The sequence below is a fragment of the Gemmatimonadaceae bacterium genome (assembly GCA_035533755.1).
Classification (GTDB): Bacteria; Gemmatimonadota; Gemmatimonadetes; order Gemmatimonadales; family Gemmatimonadaceae; genus JAGWRI01.
This window is the reverse complement of record DATLTC010000100.1, coordinates 54,560-76,185: the sequence shown is the minus strand read 5'-3', so window position 1 is coordinate 76,185 and position 21,626 is coordinate 54,560. Positions and strand designations below refer to the sequence as shown.

The following is a 21,626-nucleotide window of genomic DNA, read 5'->3' as shown; positions in this document are numbered from 1 at the left end:
GCTCCCCCTTTTTTCTTCATCCCTGAACTTCCTTCCACGACTGGCCCGCTTCGCCCATGCCTACCGCGCTGATTTCCGGCATCACCGGACAGGATGGCTCCTACCTCGCCGAGTTCCTGCTCGACAAGGGCTACCGCGTCCTCGGGATCGTCCGCCGCAGCTCCACCACGCCCTATGAGCGCATCGCGCACCTGATCGACCGCGTCGAGCTCGTCTCCGCCGACCTCCTCGACCAGAGCTCGCTCACCGACGTCGTGGGCGACTCCCAGCCGGACGAGGTGTACAACCTCGCCGCCCAGAGCTTCGTCCAGACGTCATGGACCCAGCCCGTGCTCACCGGCGAGTTCACGGCCCTCGGCGTCACGCGCATGCTCGAGGCGGTCAAGAAAGCCGCCCCCAAGGCCCGGTTCTACCAGGCCAGCTCCAGCGAGATGTTCGGCAAGGTCGTGGAGTCGCCGCAGACCGAGACCACGCCGTTCTATCCGCGCAGCCCCTACGGCGTGGCCAAGGTGTACGGCCACTGGATCACGGTGAACTACCGCGAGAGCTACAACCTGTTCGCCGTCTCGGGCATCCTGTTCAACCACGAGAGTCCGCGGCGCGGCCTCGAGTTCGTGACCCGCAAGGTCACCGACGGCGCGGTGCGCATCAAGCTCGGCGCGGCCAAGGAGCTGCGGTTGGGCAACCTCGAGTCGCGCCGCGACTGGGGCTACGCCGGCGACTACGTGGACGCCATGTGGCGCATGCTCCAGCGGGACACGCCCGAGGACTACGTGATCGGCACCGGGCACACCTGGTCGGTGCGGCAGCTCTGCGAGACGGCGTTCCGCTGCGTGGACCTCGACTACCGCGACTACGTGGTGCAGGACGAACGGTTCTTCCGCCCGGCGGAGGTGGATCTCCTGGTCGCCGATCCGGACAAGGCGCGACGCGACCTGGGCTGGGAGCCGCGCGTGGGCTTCGAGGAACTGATCGAGATGATGGTCCGGGCCGACATGGACCGGCACGCGCCTCCCGGGCGGAAGTGACCAGGCGCGCGCTCGTCACGGGGGGCGGCGGGTTCGTCGGCCAATGGATCGCCCGGGCGATGCTGGCTCAGGGCTGGGAGGTCCATTCCGCCGGCGTCGGCGCTCCGGCGTCGCGGATCCTCGACGCCGCCGAGCGGGCCCGGATCCAGTGGATCACGATGGACATCCGGTCGCGGCAGGACGTGGCGGCGGCGCTGGACCTCAGCCAGCCCGACGCGATCGTCCATCTGGCCGGCATCAGTTACCTCCCCAGCGCGGCCGACGCGCCCGCCGAAGCGTATACGGTCAACGTCGTGGGCGCTGTGACGCTGCTGTCCGAGGTCGCGCGGCGCCTCCGGAGCGGCGGCCTCGACCCCCGGGTGCTGGTGGCCGGGAGCGCCCAGCAGTACGGCCGCCACGACGCCGCCGAGCTCCCGCTGGGAGAGCAGGCCGAACAGCGGCCGCTCACCGTGTACGCGGCGTCCAAGGCGGCCCAGGAGGTGGCGGCCCTGCAGGCGTTCCGGGCCGACGGCGTGCGTGTGATCGCCACCCGCAGCTTCAATCATTCGGGCGTGGGGCACGACGAGCACTTCCTGTTGCCGGCCCTCGTGCGCCGGGCCCTGGCCATCCGGCGGGGCGAGCGCGCCGCGATCCACATCGGCAACGGGGAGACGATTCGTGACTATCTTCACGTGACCGATGTGGTGGACGCCTATCTGGGGCTGCTCGACCGCGGGACGCCGGGCGAAGCGTACAACGTGTGCAGCGGGGAGGGGACCCGGGTGCGCGCGTTGGCCGAACGGGTGCTGGATCGGGCCGGCGTGAGCGCCGAGATTTCCAGCGATCCCTCGCTGCAGCGCTCGGGCGACGTGCCGGCCCTGGTGGGCAACCCGGACAAGCTCACGCGGGCCACCGGCTGGCGTCCCCACCGCACGCGCGACGACATCATCGACGACCTCCTCCATGCCGCGACGCTCTGATCTCCACCGCATCCTCGTCATTGGTTCCGGCCCGATCGTCATCGGGCAGGGAGCCGAGTTCGACTACTCCGGCACGCAGGCCGCCAAGGCGCTGAAGGAAGAGGGGTACGAGGTCATCCTCGTGAACTCCAATCCGGCCACGATCATGACCGACCCCGAGGTCGCCGATCGCACGTACATCGAGCCGGTGACGCCGGAGTTCGTGGAGATGATCATCGAGCGCGAGAAGCCCGACGCGCTCCTGCCGACGATGGGTGGGCAGACCGCGCTCAACGTGGCGATGGCCCTCGCCGAGTCGGGCGTGCTCGCCAAGCACGGCGTGGAGCTGATCGGCGCCAAGCAGCGCGCGATTGCGATCGCCGAGGACCGCAAGCTGTTCGGCGAGGCGATGGCGCGGATCGGGCTCGCCGTGGCCCCGGGCGGAATCGCGACCACGCTCGACGAAGCGCTGGCGCTCGTCGAGGCCACCGGCTTCCCGGCGATCATCCGGCCGTCGTTCACCCTCGGCGGCACTGGGGGCGGCATCGCCTACAACCGCGACGAGTTCGAGGACATCGTGCGCCGCGGGCTCGACGAATCGCCCTATACGCAGGTGCTCATCGAGCGGAGCGTGATCGGCTGGAAGGAGTTCGAACTCGAGGTGATGCGCGATCACGCCGACAGCGTGGTGATCGTGTGTTCGATCGAGAACATCGACCCGATGGGCGTCCACACCGGCGACTCGATCACCGTGGCGCCGGCGATGACGCTCACCGATCGCGAGTATCAGGTGATGCGCGACGCGGCCGTGGCGATCATCCGCGAGGTGGGCGTCGAGGCGGGCGGGTGCAACATCCAGTTCGCGGTGAATCCGCGCGACGGCGAGATGCTGGTCATCGAGATGAATCCGCGCGTGTCGCGTTCGTCGGCGCTGGCGTCGAAGGCCACGGGATTCCCGATCGCGCGCATCGGCGCCAAGCTCGCCGTGGGCTACCGGCTGGAGGAGATCCCCAACGATATCACCAAGACGACGCCGGCATCGTTCGAGCCGGTGCTGGACTACGTCGTGGTGAAGATCCCGCGGTTCGCCTTCGAGAAGTTCCCGGCCGCCAATCCGTATCTCACCACGCAGATGAAGTCGGTGGGCGAAGCGATGGCGATCGGGCGCACGTTCAAGGAGGCGTTCCAGAAGGGGCTGCGGGCGCTCGAGACGGGGCGCCCCGGGTGGACGGTCGGGGCGCGGCCGGTGGACGACCGCCTGGCCGACGAGAGCGACGCCGCGCTCGCGGGGGCGCTGCGCCAGCCGACGCCGGAGCGCGTCTTCCAGGTGAAGCGCGCCTTCCTGCGCGGCATGTCGGTGGCCGACGTGGCCGAACTCACGGCGATCGATCCCTGGTTCCTCCACCAGATGCACGAGCTGGTCGAGGCGGAACGCTGGTACACGGGCCTCGCGGCGCCGGGCGCGTTCGAACTGCGGCGCATGAAGCGCATGGGCTTCTCCGACCGTCAGCTCGGGGCGTTGCGCGGCGAGACCGAGAGCGACGTGCGGGCGCGGCGGTGGGCCCTCGGCATCCGGCCGTCGTACAAGATGGTGGATACCTGCGCCGGCGAATTCCCGTCGTCCACGCCGTACCTGTACAGCAGCTACGACGAGGAGACCGAAGCGCCGCGCAGCGGGCGCCGTTCGGTGGTGATCCTGGGCAGCGGGCCCAACCGCATCGGCCAGGGCGTGGAGTTCGACTACTGCTGCGTGCGCGCCGTGATGGCGCTGCGCGAGCAGGGGTACGAGACGATCATGATCAACTCGAACCCCGAGACCGTCTCCACCGACTTCGACACCTCGGACAAACTGTACTTCGAGCCGCTGACCCTGGAGGACGTGCTCGAGATCGTGCAGCGCGAGCAGCCGGAGGGGGTGATCGTCCAACTGGGCGGTCAGACCCCGCTCAAGCTCACGCGGCCCCTCGAGGCGGCGGGGGTGCACATTCTCGGCACCTCCCCTGACGCGATCGACATGGCCGAGGACCGGCGGCGATTCGAGAAGATCGCGCGCGAGGTGGGGCTCACGCAGCCGCCCAACGGCACCGCGACGAACGTCGACGAGGCGCTCGCTGCCGCCGAGCGGATCGGGTACCCCGTGCTCGTGCGGCCGTCGTACGTGCTCGGCGGACGGGCGATGCAGATCGTGTACGACCCGCCGTCGCTGGAGCAGTACTTCGCCACGGCGCAGGGCGTGTCGGAGGAGCGGCCGGTGCTCATCGACCGGTTCCTCGAGGATGCGTTCGAGGTGGACGTCGATGCCATCTCCGACGGCACCCGCGTCGTGATCGGCGGCATCATGCAGCACATCGAGGACGCCGGCATCCACTCCGGCGATTCGGCGTGCGTGCTGCCGCCGTATCTGATCGGCGAAGCCGACATGGAAGTGATGCGCGAGCAGACCGTGGCCATGGCCCGCGCGCTCGGCGTGGTGGGGCTCATGAACGTGCAGTACGCGATCAAGAACGGGGTGGTGTACGTGCTCGAAGTGAACCCGCGGGCGAGCCGGACGATCCCGTTCGTGTCCAAGGCGATCGGTGTGCCGCTGGCGTCCCTGGCGGCACGCGTGATGATGGGCGAGACGCTCGATGCGATCGGCTTCACCGAAGAGGTGGCGCCGGCATACGTGTCGGTGAAGGAGGCGGTGTTCCCGTTCAGCAAATTCCCGGGCACCGATCCCGTGCTCGGGCCCGAGATGCGCTCCACGGGCGAGGTGATGGGCATCTCCGACTCGTTCGGCACCAGCTTCGCCAAAGCCCAGCTCGCGGCCGGCAACGGCCTGCCGCTGGAAGGCGCGATCCTCGTCACCGTCACCGACTCCGACAAGGCCACGGTCACGCCGATCGCGCGGCGCTTCCAGGAGATGGGATTCCGGCTGATCGGGACCACGGGCACGGCGCGCTACCTGCGCCAGCGCGGCATCCCCACGGATTCCGTGTTCAAGGTGCACGAGGGCCGGCCCAACTGCCACGACCTGATCCTCAACGGCGAGGTCCAGCTCCTGGTCAATACGCCGCTCGGCAAGCACGCGCAGGTGGACGACTACACGCTGCGCCAGGCGGCCATCCGCCATCACGTGGCGTACACCACCACGATGTCGGCCGCGAGCGCCGCCGGCGACGCGATCCTCGCGCTGCGCTCGCGGCGGGCCACCGTGAAATCGCTCCAGGAATGGCAAGCCGAACTCGGGGTGAACGCATGAGCGACGCCACCTTCATCCACGAGTCGGCCTACGTCGACGACGGCGCCGCGATCGGCGCCGGCACGCGCATCTGGCACTTCTGCCACGTCATGGGCGGCGCCGTGATCGGCGAGCGGTGCAGCCTGGGCCAGAACGTCGTCGTCATGAACAGCGTGCGGATCGGGAACAACGTGAAGATCCAGAACAACGTCTCGATCTACGAGGGCGTGGTGCTCGACGACGACGTGTTCTGCGGACCGTCGATGGTGTTCACGAACGTCATGAACCCGCGCAGCCACGTGTCGCGCAAGCACGAGTACCGCACCACGCACGTCAAGCGCGGGGCGTCGATCGGCGCCAACGCCACGATCGTGTGCGGGACCACGCTCGGGGAATTCGCGTTCATCGGGGCGGGCGCCGTCGTCACGCGCGACGTGCCCGCCTATGCCCTGATGGCCGGCGTGCCCGCGCGCCGCATCGGCTGGATGTGCCAGTGCGGCGAGCGGCTGCCCGCCGCCGGCGCCGGCACCTGCGCGGCCTGCGGTACCACCTACGAGCGCCACGGCGAGGGCATCCGCCCCGTCGCGCCGCGCGCCTCCTGACCCTCCGGCCATGACCCACCGAACCTTCGACATCGCGCTCGTCGGCTGCGGGCGCATCAGCAAGAACCACTTCGACGCCATTGCCCAGACCGACGGGCTGCGACTGGTGGGGGTGGCGGACGTCGAAGAGGCTCGGGCCCGGGCCGCGGGCGAGGAGCAGGGGGTGCCCTGGTTCACCTCGCTCGAAGAGCTGCTGCGCGTGCAGCCGTGCGACATCGTCGCCCTGTGCACCCCGTCGGGCGTGCACGCGCCGCAGGGGATCCTGGCGGCCCGGGCCGGCCGGCACGTCCTGAGCGAGAAGCCCATGGCCACGTCGCTCGGCGCGGCGGATGACCTCGTCGAGGCGTGCGATCGCGCCGGCGTCCAGCTGTTCGTGGTCAAGCAGAATCGCCTCAACCCGCCCATCCAGCTACTGCGGCGCGCGGTCGACAAGGGGCGGTTCGGGCGGATCTACATGGCCAACGTCACGGTGCGCTGGCAGCGCCCGCAGGAGTACTACGACGCGGCCCCCTGGCGCGGCACCTGGGAGTTCGACGGCGGCGCGATCATGAACCAGGCCTCGCATTACGTGGACCTCATGCAGTGGCTGGTGGGCCCCGTGGACAGCGTCGTCGCCAAAACCGCCACGCAGGCGCGGCGCATCGAGGCCGAGGATTCCGGGGCCGCCGTGCTCAGGTTCCGGTCCGGCGCGCTCGGGGTGATCGAGGTCAATGTCCTCACGTACCCCCGGAACCTCGAGGGGTCGCTCACGATCCTCGGCGAGAAGGGGTCGGTGAAGATCGGCGGGACGGCCGTGAACAAGGTGGAACACTGGGCGTTCGCCGAGTATGACGACGACGACAAGCTGGTGGACGCCGTGAACACCAATCCGCCCAACGTGTACGGATTCGGCCATCAAGGGTACTACCGCAACGTGCTGGCCGTGCTCCGCGGCGAGGCCAAGCCCGACACCGACGGCCGGGCGGGCCGCAAGTCGCTCGAACTGATCCTGGCCATCTATGAGTCGGCCAAGACGGGGCAGAGCATCCCGATCCCCCTGCGCGTGGGCTCATGACCTCGAATTGACGCCGGCCCACCACCCGGCGAACTTTCGATGGCGGTTGGACTTGCGCCGCCTTTCAACATCCGGATTCCAACGCCCGCCTGCCGGGCTTTTCCCAATTGACCATGCCTGTCCCCCTGCTGGATCTCCGTGCGCAGCACGCCACGATCAAGGACGAGGTCGTGAAGTCGGTGCTGGATCTGGTCGATGCCCAACTGTTCATCCTCGGCGCTCCCGTGGAGCGCCTCGAGCGAGAAGTGGCCCAGCTGTCGCACACGGCGTACGCCGTGGGTTGCGCCAGCGGGACCGACGCCCTGCTGCTCGCCCTCCGGGCGCTGGACATCGGCCCCGGAGACGAGGTGATCACGACCCCGTTCACCTTCTTCGCCACGGCCGGCACGATCCACAACGTGGGCGCCACCCCGGTGTTCGTGGACATCGCGCCCGACACGTACAACATCTCGGTCGACGCGATCGCGGCCGCCATCACGCCCAAGACCAAGGCCATCGTGCCCGTGGACCTGTTCGGGCAGATGGCGCCCATCGAGCGCATCCAGGCGGTGGCCCGGGGCATTCCGGTGATCGAGGATGCGGCGCAGTCCATCGGCGCGCGCCGGATGATCGACGGGGAGTCGCGGATGGCGGGCGAGGTGGCCACGATCGGCACGTTCAGCTTCTTCCCGTCCAAGAATCTGGGCGGGTACGGCGACGGCGGGATGATGGTCACCCAGGATCCCAAGCTCGCCGAGCGCCTCAAGCGGCTGCGGATGCACGGTGGGTCGCGCCAGTATTTCCATGACGAGGTGGGGTTCAACAGCCGGCTCGACGCCCTGCAGGCCACCGTGCTCTCGGCCAAGCTCCCGCACCTCGCGGCGTGGAGCGCCAAGCGGCGCGAGAACGCCGCGTACTATTCCAAGGCGCTGTACGGGATCGCCGGGCTGGCGACGCCAGCGATCGACCCCAGCAACGAGTCGATCTTCAATCAGTACACGATCCGGGCCGACCGGCGCGATGAGTTGCAGGCGCACCTCAAGGGCAAGGGGATCGGCACGTCGATCTATTACCCGCTGCCGCTGCACCTCCAGCCGTGCTTCGCGTACCTGGGCTACCAGGCCGGCGCATGTCCGGAGTCGGAGCGGGCGGCCCGTGAAGTGCTCTCGCTGCCCATCTATCCCGAACTGACGGTCGCCCAGCTGGATGAAGTCGTGGCGGGCGTGAAATCCTTTTACGGTCGCTGATCTCCATGGACAAGCGCGGACTGCTGGACAAGATCGAGCGGCGCCGGGCCGTGGTCGGGGTGATCGGCCTCGGGTACGTGGGGCTGCCGCTCGCCATGGAGTTCGCCAGGGCGGGCCTGCGCGTGGTGGGATACGACATCAGCGAGCGGGTGGTGGCGCTGCTCAACCGCGGGGAGTCGCACATCCAGGATGTGGCGGCGGCGGATGTGGCGGCGTTCGTGAAATCGGGGATGTTCGAGGCCACGGCTGACGAGTCGCGGTTGGGCGAGGTGGACGCGATCTCGATCGCCGTGCCCACGCCGCTGGCCAAGACGCGCGACCCGGACATGAGCTACGTGATCTCCGCCGCCGAGACGGTGGGGCGTCATGCGCGGGCCGGCCAGCTCGTGGTGCTGGAGAGCACGACGTATCCGGGCACCACGCGCGAGCTGCTGCAGCCGGTGCTGGAGCGCGCCGGCCTGACCGTGGGTCGCGACGTGTTCCTGGCCTTCAGTCCCGAGCGCGTGGATCCGGGCAATCCGCGGTACCACACCGGCAACACGCCCAAAGTGGTGGGCGGCATCACCCCGTCGTGCACGGAGGTTGCCGCGGCGCTCTATCGGGTGTGCATCGAGACCGTGGTCGAGGTATCGAGCGCCGAGACGGCGGAGTTGACCAAGCTGCTCGAGAACACCTTCCGCTCGGTCAACATCGGGCTCGCCAACGAGATGGCGATCGTGTGCGACAAGCTCGGCGTGGATGTGTGGGAAGTGATCGACGCCGCGGCCACGAAGCCGTTCGGCTTCATGAAATTCACGCCCGGGCCGGGCATCGGCGGGCACTGCATTCCGCTCGATCCGCACTACCTGGCGTGGAAGATGCGCACCTTGAACTACAAGACGCGGTTCATCGATCTGGCCAGCGAGATCAACAGTCAGATGCCGTCCTACGTCGTGGAGAAGGTGACGCAGGGGCTGAACGAGCGCCGCAAGGCGGTGAACGGGAGTCGCGTGCTCGTGCTCGGCGTGGCGTACAAGAAGGACATCGACGACGTGCGCGAGAGTCCGGCGCTGGACGTCATGCGGCTGCTCGAGGCGCACGGCGCCGACGTGGCGTTCCACGATCCATACATCGCCATGGTGCGTGAGGACGGCCACGAGAAGTTCGGCGTGGCGCTCACCGACGCCGAACTCGAGGCGGCGGACGCCGTGGTCATCGTCACCGATCACTCGTCCGTCGATTACCAGCGCGTGGTGGACCATGCCGACCTCGTGGTCGACAGCCGCAACGCCACCGTGCGCACGCGGCCGTCGCGGGCGCGGGTGCTGTCGCTGGCCACGGCCCGCGAGCCCGATGAACCGGCGCGCGCCGATGTCTGACCGCGGGCCAGGGCGCCCCTTCATCACAAGGATCGTATGAACATCACGGTGGTCGGGACGGGATACGTGGGGCTCGTCGTGGGCGCCTGTCTGGCGGAGACCGGCAACGCCGTGGTCTGTGCCGATGTCGACGAGGGGAAGATCGACGGGCTCACGCGCAACGTGTTGCCGATCTACGAGCCGGGGCTCGACGCCTATGTGGAGCGCAATCAGCGCGACGGCCGGCTGCGGTTCACCACCGACGTGGCGTCGGCCATCGGCTCGGCGGAGGTCGTGTTCATCGCCGTCGGCACGCCGCCCGACGAGGACGGCTCGGCGGACCTCCGCCACGTGCTCGCCGTGGCCGGTGAGATCGGGAAGCACATGCGGCGCGAACTCGTGGTGGTCACCAAGTCCACCGTGCCCGTGGGCACGGCGGCCAAGGTGGCGGCGGCGATCGGCGCGCACGCCCAGCATTCGTACCACGTGTGCAGCAATCCGGAGTTCCTGAAGGAAGGCGCCGCCGTGGACGACTTCATGAAGCCCGACCGCGTCGTGATCGGCGTCGAGACGGATCACGCGCGCAGCGTGATGGCGGAGTTGTACGCGCCGTTCGTGCGCACCGGGCGACCGATCATCTTCATGGACATCCCGTCGGCCGAGATGACGAAGTACGCGGCCAACGCGATGCTCGCCACGCGGATCTCGTTCATGAACGAGATCGCGAATCTGTGCGAGCGCGTGGGCGCCAACGTGGACCTCGTGCGCAAGGGCGTGGGGAGCGACGACCGCATCGGCCCGGCGTTCCTGTTCCCGGGGCCCGGGTACGGGGGCTCGTGCTTTCCCAAGGACGTCAAGGCGCTGGTGCGCACCGGCCACGAGTACGAGGCGCCGCTGGCGGTGCTGGCGGCGGTCGAGGCGGTGAACGACCGCCAGAAGCTCCGGCTGTTCGAGAAGCTCCGGGGCGTGCTCGGCGACCGGCTGCGGGGCGCGCGCGTGGCGGTGTGGGGGCTGGCGTTCAAGCCGAACACCGACGACATGCGCGAAGCGCCGTCGCTCGTGCTCATCGAGGCGCTGCTCGCCGCCGGGGCGTCGGTGGCGGCCCACGATCCGGCGGCCATGCCCGAGACCCGGCGCAAGCTCGGCGACCGGATCACCTTCGCCGACACGGGGTATGCCGCGCTGGACGGCGCCGATGCGCTGGTCGTGGTGACCGACTGGAACGAGTACCGGCACCCCGACTTCGCGCGCATCAAGCGGAGCCTCAAGCAGCCGATCGTCATCGACGGGCGGAATCTCTACGATCCGGCCAAGATGCGGACCCTCGGCTTCCAGTACGTGTCCATCGGCCGGGGGGGAAGCGCGTGAGGATCGTCATCACCGGAGCCGCGGGATTCCTGGGGTCGCACCTGTGCGACCGGTTTCTCGCCGAAGGGCACACCGTGGTGGGCATCGACAACCTCGTCACCGGCCATCCCGACAACATCGCGCACCTGATGGGCGACACGGCGTTCGAGTTCATCCGCCACGACGTTTCCACGTTTACATACGTGGCCGGGCCCGTGGACGGCGTGCTGCACTTCGCGTCGCCGGCCAGCCCGATCGACTATCTCGAACTGCCGATCCAGACCCTCAAGGTGGGATCGCTGGGCACGCACAACGCGCTGGGAGTGGCCAAGGCCAAGGGGGCGCGGTTCCTGCTCGCCTCCACCTCCGAGGTGTACGGCGACCCCCTGGAGCATCCGCAGAAGGAGACGTACTGGGGAAACGTGAACCCGGTGGGGCCCCGCGGTGTCTATGATGAAGCGAAGCGGTTCGCCGAAGCGATGACGATGGCCTATCACACCTATCACGGACTCGACACGCGGATCGTGCGCATCTTCAACACCTACGGCCCGCGGATGCGTCCGCGGGACGGACGCGTGGTGTCGAACTTCATCGTTCAGGCGCTCAACGGGGAGCCGATCACGATCTACGGCGAAGGGCGCCAGACGCGCAGCTTCTGCTACGTGTCCGATGAGGTGGACGGGATCTACCGGCTGTTCATGCGGGGCGACCACCAGCCCACGAACATCGGGAATCCCACGGAGCACACGGTCACGCAACTGGCCGAGTTGATCAAGGAGCTCACGGGAAGCCCGGCGCCGATCGAGCATCGGCCCCTCCCGCAGGACGACCCCCGGCTGCGGCAGCCCGACATCACGCGGGCCCGCGAACTGCTGGGCTGGGAGCCCCAGGTGCCCCTGCGCGAGGGGCTGCAGCGCACCATCGAATTCTTCCGCACGCTCCTCGGGACGTCGCGCATGGCCCCCCGCGCGCCGCGTCCGGCGGGGAAGTCCGTCGCGTGAGGGCGCGCCGCGGGCCGCCCGCCCGTTATCTTTCAGGACTTATGAATCGACCGACCCGTGAACTCGTCGCGGCGCTCGCGCTGGCGCTCGCCGCCACGGCGTGCCGGCCGGCATTCGTCGTCACGAAGTTCCCCACCAACGAGGCGCTGTATCGCGCGTCGCTGGCCGAATTCCAGAAGGGGCACTGGGAGAACGCCGTCTCCGGTTTCGACAAGCTGACCCTCGATCTCGGCGTGCGCGACACGCTGCTCGTGCGCTCCTACTGGTATCTGGGCCGGGCCCACGAGAAGCAGGGCGAGGACCTGCTCGCCGCCGAAGCGTTCTCGCGCCTCGTCGAGTCGTTCCCCGACGACTCGCTCGGGCCGCGCGCCGCGCTCGAGTCCGGCCGGTCGTACCAGCGCCTCTGGCGCAATCCGTCGCTCGACGAGACGTACGGGCTCACGGCGATGCAGACGTACACGACGCTCATCCAGCTCTACGCGCAGACCAACCCGGCCGTCGCCGACACCGCGAAGCAGGAGATCGCCACCCTCAACGAGTGGTTCGCGACCAAGGACTACGAGACCGGGCTGTTCTACTTCAAGAACAAGGCGTGGGATTCGGGGATCCTGTATTTCAAGGACGTCATCGCCCAATGGCCGGAGACGCGGCACGCCCGCCTGTCGATGCTGCGCCTGGCCGAGTCGTACCGGGTGATCAACTACAAGGACGACCTGGCCGACATCTGCAAGCAGATGCGGTCGCTGTATCCCAAGGACTCGGATGTCGCGAAGGACTGTCGCGGCGTGAAGGCGCCCTCGGACACCACGAGCGGGCCGCCGCCCACGCCGCCGGCCCCGCCTCCGCGCTAGGCGATGCGCCTCGGCATCCTCGGGGGCAGCTTCGACCCCCCGCACGTGGGGCACCTGCTGGCGGCGAGCGATGCGTGCGAGGAACTGCGGCTCGACCAACTCGTCTGGGTACCGGCGGCGGCGCAGCCGCTCAAGCAGGGCGCCGTCCTGGCGTCGCCCGAGCAGCGGCTGGCCATGGTCCACCTGACGGTGGACGGCGACCCCCGGTTTTCGGTGTCCCCGGTCGAAATCGAACGCGAGGGGTTATCTTACACGGTTGATACATTGACCGCGTTCGCGGGCCGGTATCCGGACGCGGAGCGGTTCTTCCTGGTCGGGGCCGATGCATTCGCGTCGTTCGCGCAGTGGCGCGATCCGGCGGGAATCGTCGCCCTCGCGCGACTGGCGGTCATGGAGCGCCTGGGCGACGCGCCGGTGGCGCCGCCCGCCGGCCTCGATCCGGCGTCGGTCGTCAGGCTGCACACGCGTCGGGTGGACCTGTCGTCCACCGAGATCCGCGAGCGGGTCCGGCGCCGGGCGCCGCTCCGCGGGTTTGTCACGGATGCCGTGGCGGATTACATCGCCACGGCCGGGTTGTACCGATAGAGGACTGCATGATCAAGCGAGTGATGAGCGCGGTGCTGGGCAGTCGCCACGACCGCGAGCGCAAACGAATCCAGCCGATCGTCGACGCGATCAACGAGCACGACGCGCGCCTGCAGGGCGTGCCCGAGGCCGAGTTGCGCGCCCAGACGGAGAAGTTCCGCGCCATCATCCGTGAGCGCACGCACGCGCTCGAGGCCGAGGCGGCCGAACTCCGGGAGCGCAAGCACCGGGTGACCGACGGCGCCGAGCGCGAGCGGATCGACAACCTGCTGAGCGGGGCGGACGGCCGCGGCGGCGTGGAGGGGACGCTTCGGCAGACCACCGCCGAGGTGCTCGACGAACTCCTGCCCGAGGCGTTCGCCACCGTGCGCGTCGCCTGCCGGCGCCTGATCGGCACCAAGGTCATGGTCACCGGCCACGAGATCGAATGGAACATGGTGCCGTACGACGTGCAGCTCGCGGGCGGCATCGAGCTCCATCTGGGCAAGATCGCGGAGATGGCCACCGGCGAGGGCAAGACGCTCGTCGCCACGCTGCCGCTGTACCTCAACGCGCTGCCCGGCAAGGGCGCCCACCTCGTGACCGTCAACTCGTACCTCGCCCGCCGCGATGCGCAATGGATGGGGCACGTGTATGCGTACCTCGGCCTCACCGTGGGCTGCCTGGACGACACCGAGCCCGGCACCCCCGAGCGGCGGGCGGTCTACCTGTCCGACATCACGTACGGCACGAACAACGAGTTCGGCTTCGACTACCTGCGCGACAACATGGTCGTGCAGCTCGATCAGCGCGTGCAGCGCCCACACGTGTTCGCCATCGTCGACGAGGTGGACTCGGTGCTCATCGACGAGGCCCGGACGCCGCTCATCATCTCCGGGCCCGTGGGCAACGACAACGACGGCCGGTACTTCGACCACAATGCCGCCGTCGGACGCCTCGTGCGCAAGCAGACGGAGCTGGTCAACACGCTCGTCGGCGACGCCGAACGCGACCTCGAGGCCGGCGAGACGACGGCCGCCGGCATGAAGCTGTACAAGGCCCAGCTCGGCAGCCCCAAGAACAAGCGGCTCGTGAAGGTGCTGGGCGAGACGGGCAACAAGACGCTGCTCCAGCGCATGGAACTCGACTACATCGCCGATCGCCGCCTGCCGCCGTCCAAGCAGCAGTATCGCGAACTCGAGGAGGACCTGCTGTTCGTGCTCGACGAGAAGGGCCATTCGGTCCATCTCACCGATCGCGGCGTCGACTTCATGTCGCCCAACGACCATGAAGCCTTCATCCTCCCCGACATCTCCGAGGACACCCACCGGGTGGACCACGACATGTCGCTGTCGCCCGAGGAGCGGCTGGCGCGGCGCCGGGAGATGGAGATCGAGTTCGCGGCCAAGAGCGAGAAGCTGAACATCATCCACCAGCTCCTGCGGGCGCACGCGCTGTACGAGCGCGACGTGAACTACGTGGTCCAGGACGGCGAGGTGCTCATCGTCGACGAATTCACCGGCCGCACGATGCCCGGTCGCCGGTGGTCGGAAGGCCTGCACCAGGCCGTGGAAGCCAAGGAGAACGTGCACGTGAAGGGGGAGACGCAGACCCTCGCCACGATCACGATCCAGAATTACTTCCGCATGTACGAGAAGCTGGCCGGCATGACCGGAACCGCCGAGACCGAGGAGCGCGAGTTCTTCGAGATCTACAAGCTCGACGTGTCGGTGGTGGCCACCAACCGGCCGGTGATCCGCGAGGACCGCCAGGACCTGGTCTACAAGACGCGGCGCGAGAAGTACAACGCGATCGTCGAGGAGACCCGGCGGCTGCACGACCTCGGCTTCCCGGTGCTGATCGGCACGACGAGCGTCGATGCCTCGGAAACGCTGGCCAAGCTGTTCCAGCGCGGCGGCATCGCGCACAACGTGCTCAACGCCAAGTACCACCAGCGCGAGGCCGAGATCGTGGCCGGCGCCGGCCAGCCCGGCGCCGTGACGATCGCCACCAACATGGCCGGCCGCGGCACCGACATCAAACTCGGACCCGGCGTGACCGACGCCAAGCCGTCCACGATCAAGGACCTCGACGGCAACGACGTGGACACGATGGAGATGGGCGGCCTGCACATCATCGGATCCGAACGGCACGAGTCGCGCCGCATCGACCGCCAGCTGCGCGGCCGCTCGGGGCGGCAGGGCGATCCAGGGGCGTCGCAGTTCTTCCTGTCGCTCGAAGACGACCTGATGCGCCTGTTCGGCTCCGACCGCATCGCCAAGCTCATGGACCGTCTGGGCGCCAAGGACGGCGAGGTGCTCACGCACCCGCTCATCACGCGGTCCATCGAGCAGGCGCAGAAGCGCGTCGAACTCCAGCACTTCCAGTCCCGCAAACGGCTCCTCGAATACGACGACGTGATGAATCAGCAGCGGGAGGTCATCTACTCGCTGCGATCGTTCGCGCTCGACGGCGGCGAGGAACTGCGGGGCGAGGCGCTGCGCATGGTGGAGCGCGCCCTGAATTCGCGGATCGAGACCGCGCTGGCCGACTACGAGCGCGCCGAAGACTGGGACATCCCGCTCGTGCAGCAGGACCTGCTCATGCACTACCTGCTCACGGTGCCCGAGCTGGACAATCCGGACCTGCGCCCGGTGACGGTGTCCGCCGCCGCCGCCGCCGCCGTGTCGGCCGCCCGCGCCGCGTTCACCGCCAAGCTCGAGAGCCTCGACCAGTACAAGGACGAGCAGGGCGGGTTCTCCGGCCGCCTCCTCTCCATCGTCATGCTCAACGTCCTCGACGAGAAGTGGAAGGACCACCTCTACGACCTGGACCAGTTGCGGAATTCGATCCACTATCGGTCCTGGGGCCAGAAGGATCCGCTCGTCGAGTACAAGGAAGAGGCGTACTCGATGTTCGTGGACCTGATGGCGGACATCTATACGACGTTCGCCGAACGCTTCCTCAAGGTGCAGCTCGCGTTCGAATCGCCGGCCGGCGCCCCGGCCGCGGCGCCCGCCGGACGCCCGCCGGCTGCCGCCCCGAAGCGGCGGTACAACGCGCTCGGCGTCCTCGAGAACGTGCCGGCCGAGGCGCTCGACGATGGGGCCGGCGAGGCGCTCGATGTCGGACCCACGCAACCGCCGTCGGCCGGCGCTGCGGTGCGCCGCGATCCCGTGATCATCGGCGCCGGCAAGACCAGGCCGCTCTCCCAGGCGGCCCCCGGCGACGCCGACTGGGTCAACGTCGGCCGCAACGATCCCTGCCCGTGTGGCTCCGGCAAGAAGTTCAAGAAATGCCACGGCGCGACGGCGTGACGGGCGGGGCGGCCACGCGCCGCCCCTCCTGATCCGGCACCCGGCGGCCCGCGTCCGCTTCCGCGCACCGGTGCGGAATTTCGATGGTACGGTCCGGGGCGGATGGCCCCATCCTCCCGTGCGGCAACGAATTCCGTTGCCCCAACGATGGAGACACCGTCCCATGGCTAGCCACCCCGCTGCATGCGCGCTTACTATTCATGAGTTGCCTCGGTCGGAACGACCGCGGGAGCGGCTCGTCGCGTTGGGCGTTCACGCCCTGTCGTCGGCGGAACTGCTCGCGATCGTGATCGGGGCCGGCGGGGCCAGGCGTTCGGCGTTGCGGCTGGGGCAGGACGTGCTGGCCGCGGCCGGCGGATCGTTGCGGCGCATCGGCATGCAGCCGGTGGCGGCGCTCCGCGGCGTGGATGGGGTGGGGCTGGTGCGCGCGGTGACGATCCACGCCGCGCTCGAGCTGGGGCGGCGGATGGCGGCCGAGTCCAGAGACGATGGGGCGCCCGTGCGATCGCCCCGCGACGTCGTGGCATTGTTCGCTCCGCGGTTGGAAGACCTGCCGGTCGAGGAGTTTCACGTGGCGGTACTGGATTCACAGCATCGGCTGGAGCGAGACGTGACGATCACGCGCGGCATTCTCAATTCGTCGCTCGTGCACCCGCGCGAGGTGTTCCGCGAGGCAATCGCGGAGCGCGCCGCGTCGGTCATCCTCGTCCACAACCACCCGAGCGGCGACCCGATGCCGTCGCCCGACGACCGCGTCGTGACCGACCAGCTGGTGGCCGCGGGCCGGCTGCTCGACATCCCGGTGCACGACCACGTGATCATCGGCCGCGGCCGCTACACCAGCTTCGCCGAGGCGGGGCTCCTGTGACGGCGACCGCGCTGCGCGAAGTGATCCCCGGGTGGCCGGGCGACGATCTGCCGTCCAACGATCGCCTGGACCGCGACCTGCTGGCGCGCGCCTACCAGTTCAGCGCCGAGGCGCACGCCGGGCAGGTGCGCAATTCCGGCGAGCCCTACGTCACGCACTGCGTGGAGGTGGCCAAGATCCTCGCCGACCTGCAGCTCGATTCGGTGACCGTGGCGAGCGGCCTGATCCACGACGTCGTCGAGGACACCAAGATGACGGTGGCCGACGTCGAGCGGGAATTCGGGCCCGAGGTGGCGGGCATCGTCGACGGGATGACCAAGATCGCCAAGCTGCCCACCGGCACCTCGTCGCAGGAGCGGCAGGTCGAGAACTACCGCAAACTGCTGCTGTCGATCGCCAAGGACGCGCGGGTGATCATCATCAAGCTCGCCGACCGGCTGCACAACATGCGCACGCTGGAGTGGCTGCCGCCCGAGAAGCGGCGGCGCATCGCCCAGGAGACGCGCGATCTGTACGCGCCGCTCGCCCATCGGTTCGGTATGGCGAAGATGCGGTGGGAGCTCGAGGACCTGGCGTTCAAGCATCTCGAACCCGAGGCCTACAAGTCGCTGGCCAAGCAGGTGGCGCAGAAGCGCGGCGAGCGCGAGCAACTCATCAATCAGTTCAAGGAGCCGCTCGAAGGGGCGCTGGAGCGGGCGGGGATCGCCCATGCCGACGTCACGGGCCGGCCCAAGCACCTGTGGTCGATCTACAAGAAGATGAGCCAGCGGCAGAAGCCGTACGAGGAGATCTACGACCTGCTGGCCATCCGCGTGCTCGTGAACTCGGTGCCCGAGTGCTACCACGCGCTGGGCATCATCCACGACGGCTGGACGCCCGTGCAGGAACGCATCAAGGACTACATCGCCCAGCCCAAGTCCAACGGCTATCAGTCGCTCCATACCACGGTGTTCGGGCCGGGGCGCCAATTGTACGAGGTGCAGATCCGCACGCGCGACATGCACCGCACCGCCGACTTCGGCATCGCCGCGCACTGGCTGTACAAGGAAGACGCCAAGAGCGCCGACGAGCTCGACCGGCACCTCACCTGGTTCCGCCAGATCCTCGAGTTGCAGCTCGACGCCAAGACGCCCGACGAATTCCTGGAATTCCTCAAGCTCGATCTGTACCAGGACGAGATCTTCGTGTTCACGCCCACCGGGCACGTGATCCAGCTGCCCAAGGGCGCCACGCCGATCGACTTCGCGTTCGCCGTGCATACCGAGATCGGGCTCCACTGCTCCGGGGCTCGCGTCAACGGCCGCATCGCGCCGCTCTCCAGGCCGCTGCGCAACTCCGAGACCGTCGAGATCATCACCGCCACCGCCGCCAGGCCCACCCGCGACTGGCTGGCCCACGTGCGCACGGGACGCGCGCGCCACAAGATTCGCCAGGTCCTCAAGCGCGAGGCCCAGCAATCGGCCACCCGGCTCGGGCAGGACATCCTCGATCGGGAGATCAAGCGGCGCCGCCTGCCGCGGCCGTCCAGCGACCAGCTCGCGCGGGCGTTCAAGGCGCTCAGCCTCAGCGACGAGACCCATCTCCTGGCCTCGATCGGGCAGGGGGACGTGCAGATCGCGGCGGCGCTCAAGCAGATCTACCCCGAGCTCGAGGGCACCGAGGCCACCAAACCCAGCGCCATCGAGCGCCTGGTGGACCGCATGCGCGGCCCCAAGGGCGTCCGCATCCAGGGCGTGGACGGCATCATGGTGCGTTACGCGCAATGCTGCCAACCCGTGCCGGGCGACCCCGTCGTGGGCTACGTGACGCGCGGGCGCGGTGTGAGCATCCACCGCGGTGACTGCCCCAATCTGCTCCTGCTGGCGCACGAGCCCGAGCGGCGTCTGGAGATCGACTGGCAGGAGGCCGAGGGCGAGCGGTTCGTGGTGCGCCTGGCCCTCGACGGACTGGACCGGCGCGGGATGTACGCGGATCTCACCTCCTCCGTGACGTCCACGGGGACCGACATCCGCAGCCTCGACCTGCGCACCACCGACGGACGGGTGAGCGGGTCCGTGGTGGTCGAGGTGGAGAACCTCACCCACCTGCAGAAGATCGTGAAGGCGATGCGCCGGGTGAAGGGCATCACCGAGGTGGCGCGGCGGGAGCGGCTCCCGGCGGACGACTGAGCGCCGGGTCCGAAGCGCGACCACGGCGATACCGAACAGATCCCGAAGTCGCTACATTGGGGGGCATGTCCGCCGTCTTCGACCTCCAGGCCCCGTTCGAGCCCGCCGGCGATCAGCCCAACGCGATCGCCGAGCTGTCGGCCGGGCTGGTCCGCGGTGACCGGTTCCAGACGCTGCTCGGGGTGACCGGCTCCGGCAAGACGATGACGGTGGCCCACGTGATCCGCGCCCTCGGCCGCCCCACGCTCGTGCTGTCGCACAACAAGACGCTGGCGGCGCAGCTCTACGGCGAGTTGAAGAGCTTCTTCCCCCACAACGCCGTCGAATACTTCATCTCGTACTACGACTACTACCAGCCCGAAGCGTACGTGCCGACCACCGACACGTACATCGAGAAGGACGCGTCGATCAACGAGGACATCGACCGCCTGCGCCTGCGGGCGACGTCGAGCCTGATGGAGCGGGAGGACGTGATCATCGTCGCCACGGTGTCGGCGATCTACGGCCTCGGCGATCCGGTGCAGTATCGCGAGCAGATGGTGACGCTCACGGCGGGCCAGCGCATCGCCCGCGACGACATCCTGCGCGCGCTCGTGAAGATCCAGTACAACCGCAACGACGTCGCGTTCGAGCGCGGCACCTTCCGCGTGCGCGGCGATACGGTGGAGATCCTGCCGGCGTACGAGGAGCAGGGGGTGCGGATCGAGATGTGGGGCGACGAGATCGAGCGCGTCTCGAAGATCGACACCCTCACCGGCGAGACGATCGCGCTGCTGGATCGCGCCGCGATCTATCCGGCCAAGCACTTCGTGACCCAGCGTCCGATGCTGGAGCGCGCCGTGCAGCGGATCCGCGAGGAGTTGGCCCAGCGCCTCGCGGTGCTCCGCGAGGCGGGCAAGCTCCTCGAGGCGCAGCGCCTCGAGTCCCGCACGAACTTCGACATCGAGATGATGCTCGAGATCGGCACCTGCGCCGGGATCGAGAACTACTCGCGGCATCTCGCGGCCCGCGCCGAGGGCGAGCGCCCGGCGTGCCTGTTCGACTATTTCCCCGAGGACTTCCTCGTCGTCGTCGACGAGTCGCACGTCTCGCTGCCGCAGATCGGCGGCATGTTCAACGGCGACCGGGCGCGCAAGTTGACGCTCGTGGAATACGGGTTCCGACTGCCCAGCGCGCTCGACAACCGGCCGCTGATGTTCGACGAATTCCTCTCCCTCACGCCGAAGGCGATCTTCGTGTCGGCCACGCCGGGCGAGCTGGAGCTCCGGCTGTCGGAAGGGGTGGTCGTCGAGCAGATCATCCGGCCGACCGGGCTGGTGGACCCGATGATCGAGATCCGTCCCGTGCGCGGGCAGGTGGACGACCTGCTCAACGAGATCCGCATCCGCGAACGGCGCGGCGAGCGCGTGCTCGTCACCACGCTCACCAAGCGCATGGCGGAGGATCTCACGGACTATCTGCAACAGGTCGGGGTCCGGGTGCGCTACATGCACTCCGACATCGACGCCATCGAGCGGATGGAGATCGTGCGCGGCCTGCGGCTGGGTGAGTTCGACGTGCTGGTGGGCATCAACCTGCTCCGCGAAGGGCTGGATCTGCCGGAGGTGTCCCTGGTGGCGATCCTCGACGCCGACCAGGAGGGCTTCCTGCGCAGCGACCGGTCGCTCATCCAGACGGTGGGGCGCGCGGCGCGCCACGTGTCGGGAACGGCGATCTTCTATGCCGATCGGGTGACCGGATCCATGCAGCGCTGCCTCGACGAGACGTCGCGCCGCCGGGAGATTCAACTCGCCCACAACGTTGCGCACGGGATCACGCCGCGGTCGGTGGTCAAGAGCGTGGACCAGGTCCGGTTCAGCACGCGGGTCGCCGACGCGCGCACGGAGCGCGAGAGCGACCGCAAGGTGGCCGAGCCCGACAGCGGATACGACGCGATGGATCCGGCGGTGCTCGAGCAGATGCTGAACGAGCAGATGCAGACGGCGGCCAAGGAGATGGATTTCGAGCTCGCGGCCCAGCTCCGCGATCAACTGTTCGAACTGCGCGCCCGCCGTCCCCGTCAGCCCGCATCGTCGGCCACGCGCCGCGCCGCGGGCTGAGCGCTC

The 21,626-nt window shown here is 68.7% G+C and carries 15 protein-coding genes; all 15 read left to right on the top strand.

Annotated features, from left to right (window positions below; genetic code table 11):
- The first annotated feature begins 56 nt into the window (after nucleotides 1–56).
- The 15 genes from gmd to uvrB all read left to right on the top strand — a co-directional run bounded on the left by gmd (nucleotide 57) and on the right by uvrB (nucleotide 21,620).
- Nucleotides 57–1,028, top strand: a complete 972-nt coding sequence (gene gmd, locus VNE60_14075) for a GDP-mannose 4,6-dehydratase (protein HVB32649.1) — start codon at nucleotides 57–59, stop codon at nucleotides 1,026–1,028.
- Nucleotides 1,025–1,987, top strand: a complete 963-nt coding sequence (locus VNE60_14070) for an SDR family NAD(P)-dependent oxidoreductase (protein HVB32648.1) — start codon at nucleotides 1,025–1,027, stop codon at nucleotides 1,985–1,987. Before gmd ends, VNE60_14070 begins: the two co-directional genes overlap by 4 nt.
- A complete protein-coding gene (gene carB, locus VNE60_14065; GenBank protein HVB32647.1) occupies nucleotides 1,971–5,207 on the top strand; it encodes a carbamoyl-phosphate synthase large subunit in 3,237 nt (1,078 codons plus the stop codon). Before VNE60_14070 ends, carB begins: the two co-directional genes overlap by 17 nt.
- The gene (locus tag VNE60_14060; protein HVB32646.1) at nucleotides 5,204–5,788 is read left to right on the top strand and encodes an acyltransferase; all 585 of its coding nucleotides are present in this window, start codon (nucleotides 5,204–5,206) and stop codon (nucleotides 5,786–5,788) included. Before carB ends, VNE60_14060 begins: the two co-directional genes overlap by 4 nt.
- Before the next feature lie 10 nt (nucleotides 5,789–5,798).
- The gene (locus tag VNE60_14055; GenBank protein HVB32645.1) at nucleotides 5,799–6,842 is read left to right on the top strand and encodes a Gfo/Idh/MocA family oxidoreductase; all 1,044 of its coding nucleotides are present in this window, start codon (nucleotides 5,799–5,801) and stop codon (nucleotides 6,840–6,842) included.
- A 113-nt stretch (nucleotides 6,843–6,955) separates the two neighbouring features.
- Nucleotides 6,956–8,068 (top strand): DegT/DnrJ/EryC1/StrS family aminotransferase, encoded by a 1,113-nt coding sequence (locus VNE60_14050; protein HVB32644.1) that lies wholly within the window; start codon nucleotides 6,956–6,958, stop codon nucleotides 8,066–8,068.
- Nucleotides 8,069–8,073: 5 nt separating this feature from the next.
- Nucleotides 8,074–9,426 (top strand): nucleotide sugar dehydrogenase, encoded by a 1,353-nt coding sequence (locus VNE60_14045; GenBank protein HVB32643.1) that lies wholly within the window; start codon nucleotides 8,074–8,076, stop codon nucleotides 9,424–9,426.
- Between the two features lie 36 nt (nucleotides 9,427–9,462).
- Nucleotides 9,463–10,773 carry a UDP-glucose/GDP-mannose dehydrogenase family protein gene (locus tag VNE60_14040; GenBank protein HVB32642.1) on the top strand — a complete coding sequence of 437 codons (1,311 nt, stop codon included), beginning with the start codon at nucleotides 9,463–9,465 and terminating at the stop codon, nucleotides 10,771–10,773.
- On the top strand, nucleotides 10,770–11,753 hold the full coding sequence (locus VNE60_14035) for a UDP-glucuronic acid decarboxylase family protein (GenBank protein ID HVB32641.1): 984 nt from the start codon (nucleotides 10,770–10,772) through the stop codon (nucleotides 11,751–11,753). The genes VNE60_14040 and VNE60_14035 overlap by 4 nt, the downstream gene beginning before the upstream one ends.
- Before the next feature lie 41 nt (nucleotides 11,754–11,794).
- The gene (gene bamD, locus VNE60_14030; protein HVB32640.1) at nucleotides 11,795–12,604 is read left to right on the top strand and encodes an outer membrane protein assembly factor BamD; all 810 of its coding nucleotides are present in this window, start codon (nucleotides 11,795–11,797) and stop codon (nucleotides 12,602–12,604) included.
- Nucleotides 12,605–12,607: 3 nt separating this feature from the next.
- On the top strand, nucleotides 12,608–13,189 hold the full coding sequence (gene nadD, locus VNE60_14025; GenBank protein HVB32639.1) for a nicotinate-nucleotide adenylyltransferase: 582 nt from the start codon (nucleotides 12,608–12,610) through the stop codon (nucleotides 13,187–13,189).
- Between the two features lie 8 nt (nucleotides 13,190–13,197).
- Complete coding sequence (secA, locus tag VNE60_14020; protein HVB32638.1) at nucleotides 13,198–16,485, top strand: preprotein translocase subunit SecA; 3,288 nt, start codon at nucleotides 13,198–13,200, stop codon at nucleotides 16,483–16,485.
- A gap of 163 nt (nucleotides 16,486–16,648) precedes the next feature.
- Complete coding sequence (radC, locus tag VNE60_14015) at nucleotides 16,649–17,353, top strand: DNA repair protein RadC (GenBank protein HVB32637.1); 705 nt, start codon at nucleotides 16,649–16,651, stop codon at nucleotides 17,351–17,353.
- Nucleotides 17,350–19,521 carry a bifunctional (p)ppGpp synthetase/guanosine-3',5'-bis(diphosphate) 3'-pyrophosphohydrolase gene (locus tag VNE60_14010; protein ID HVB32636.1) on the top strand — a complete coding sequence of 724 codons (2,172 nt, stop codon included), beginning with the start codon at nucleotides 17,350–17,352 and terminating at the stop codon, nucleotides 19,519–19,521. Before radC ends, VNE60_14010 begins: the two co-directional genes overlap by 4 nt.
- A gap of 65 nt (nucleotides 19,522–19,586) precedes the next feature.
- Nucleotides 19,587–21,620 (top strand): excinuclease ABC subunit UvrB, encoded by a 2,034-nt coding sequence (gene uvrB / locus VNE60_14005; protein ID HVB32635.1) that lies wholly within the window; start codon nucleotides 19,587–19,589, stop codon nucleotides 21,618–21,620.
- Nucleotides 21,621–21,626: the final 6 nt, after the last annotated feature.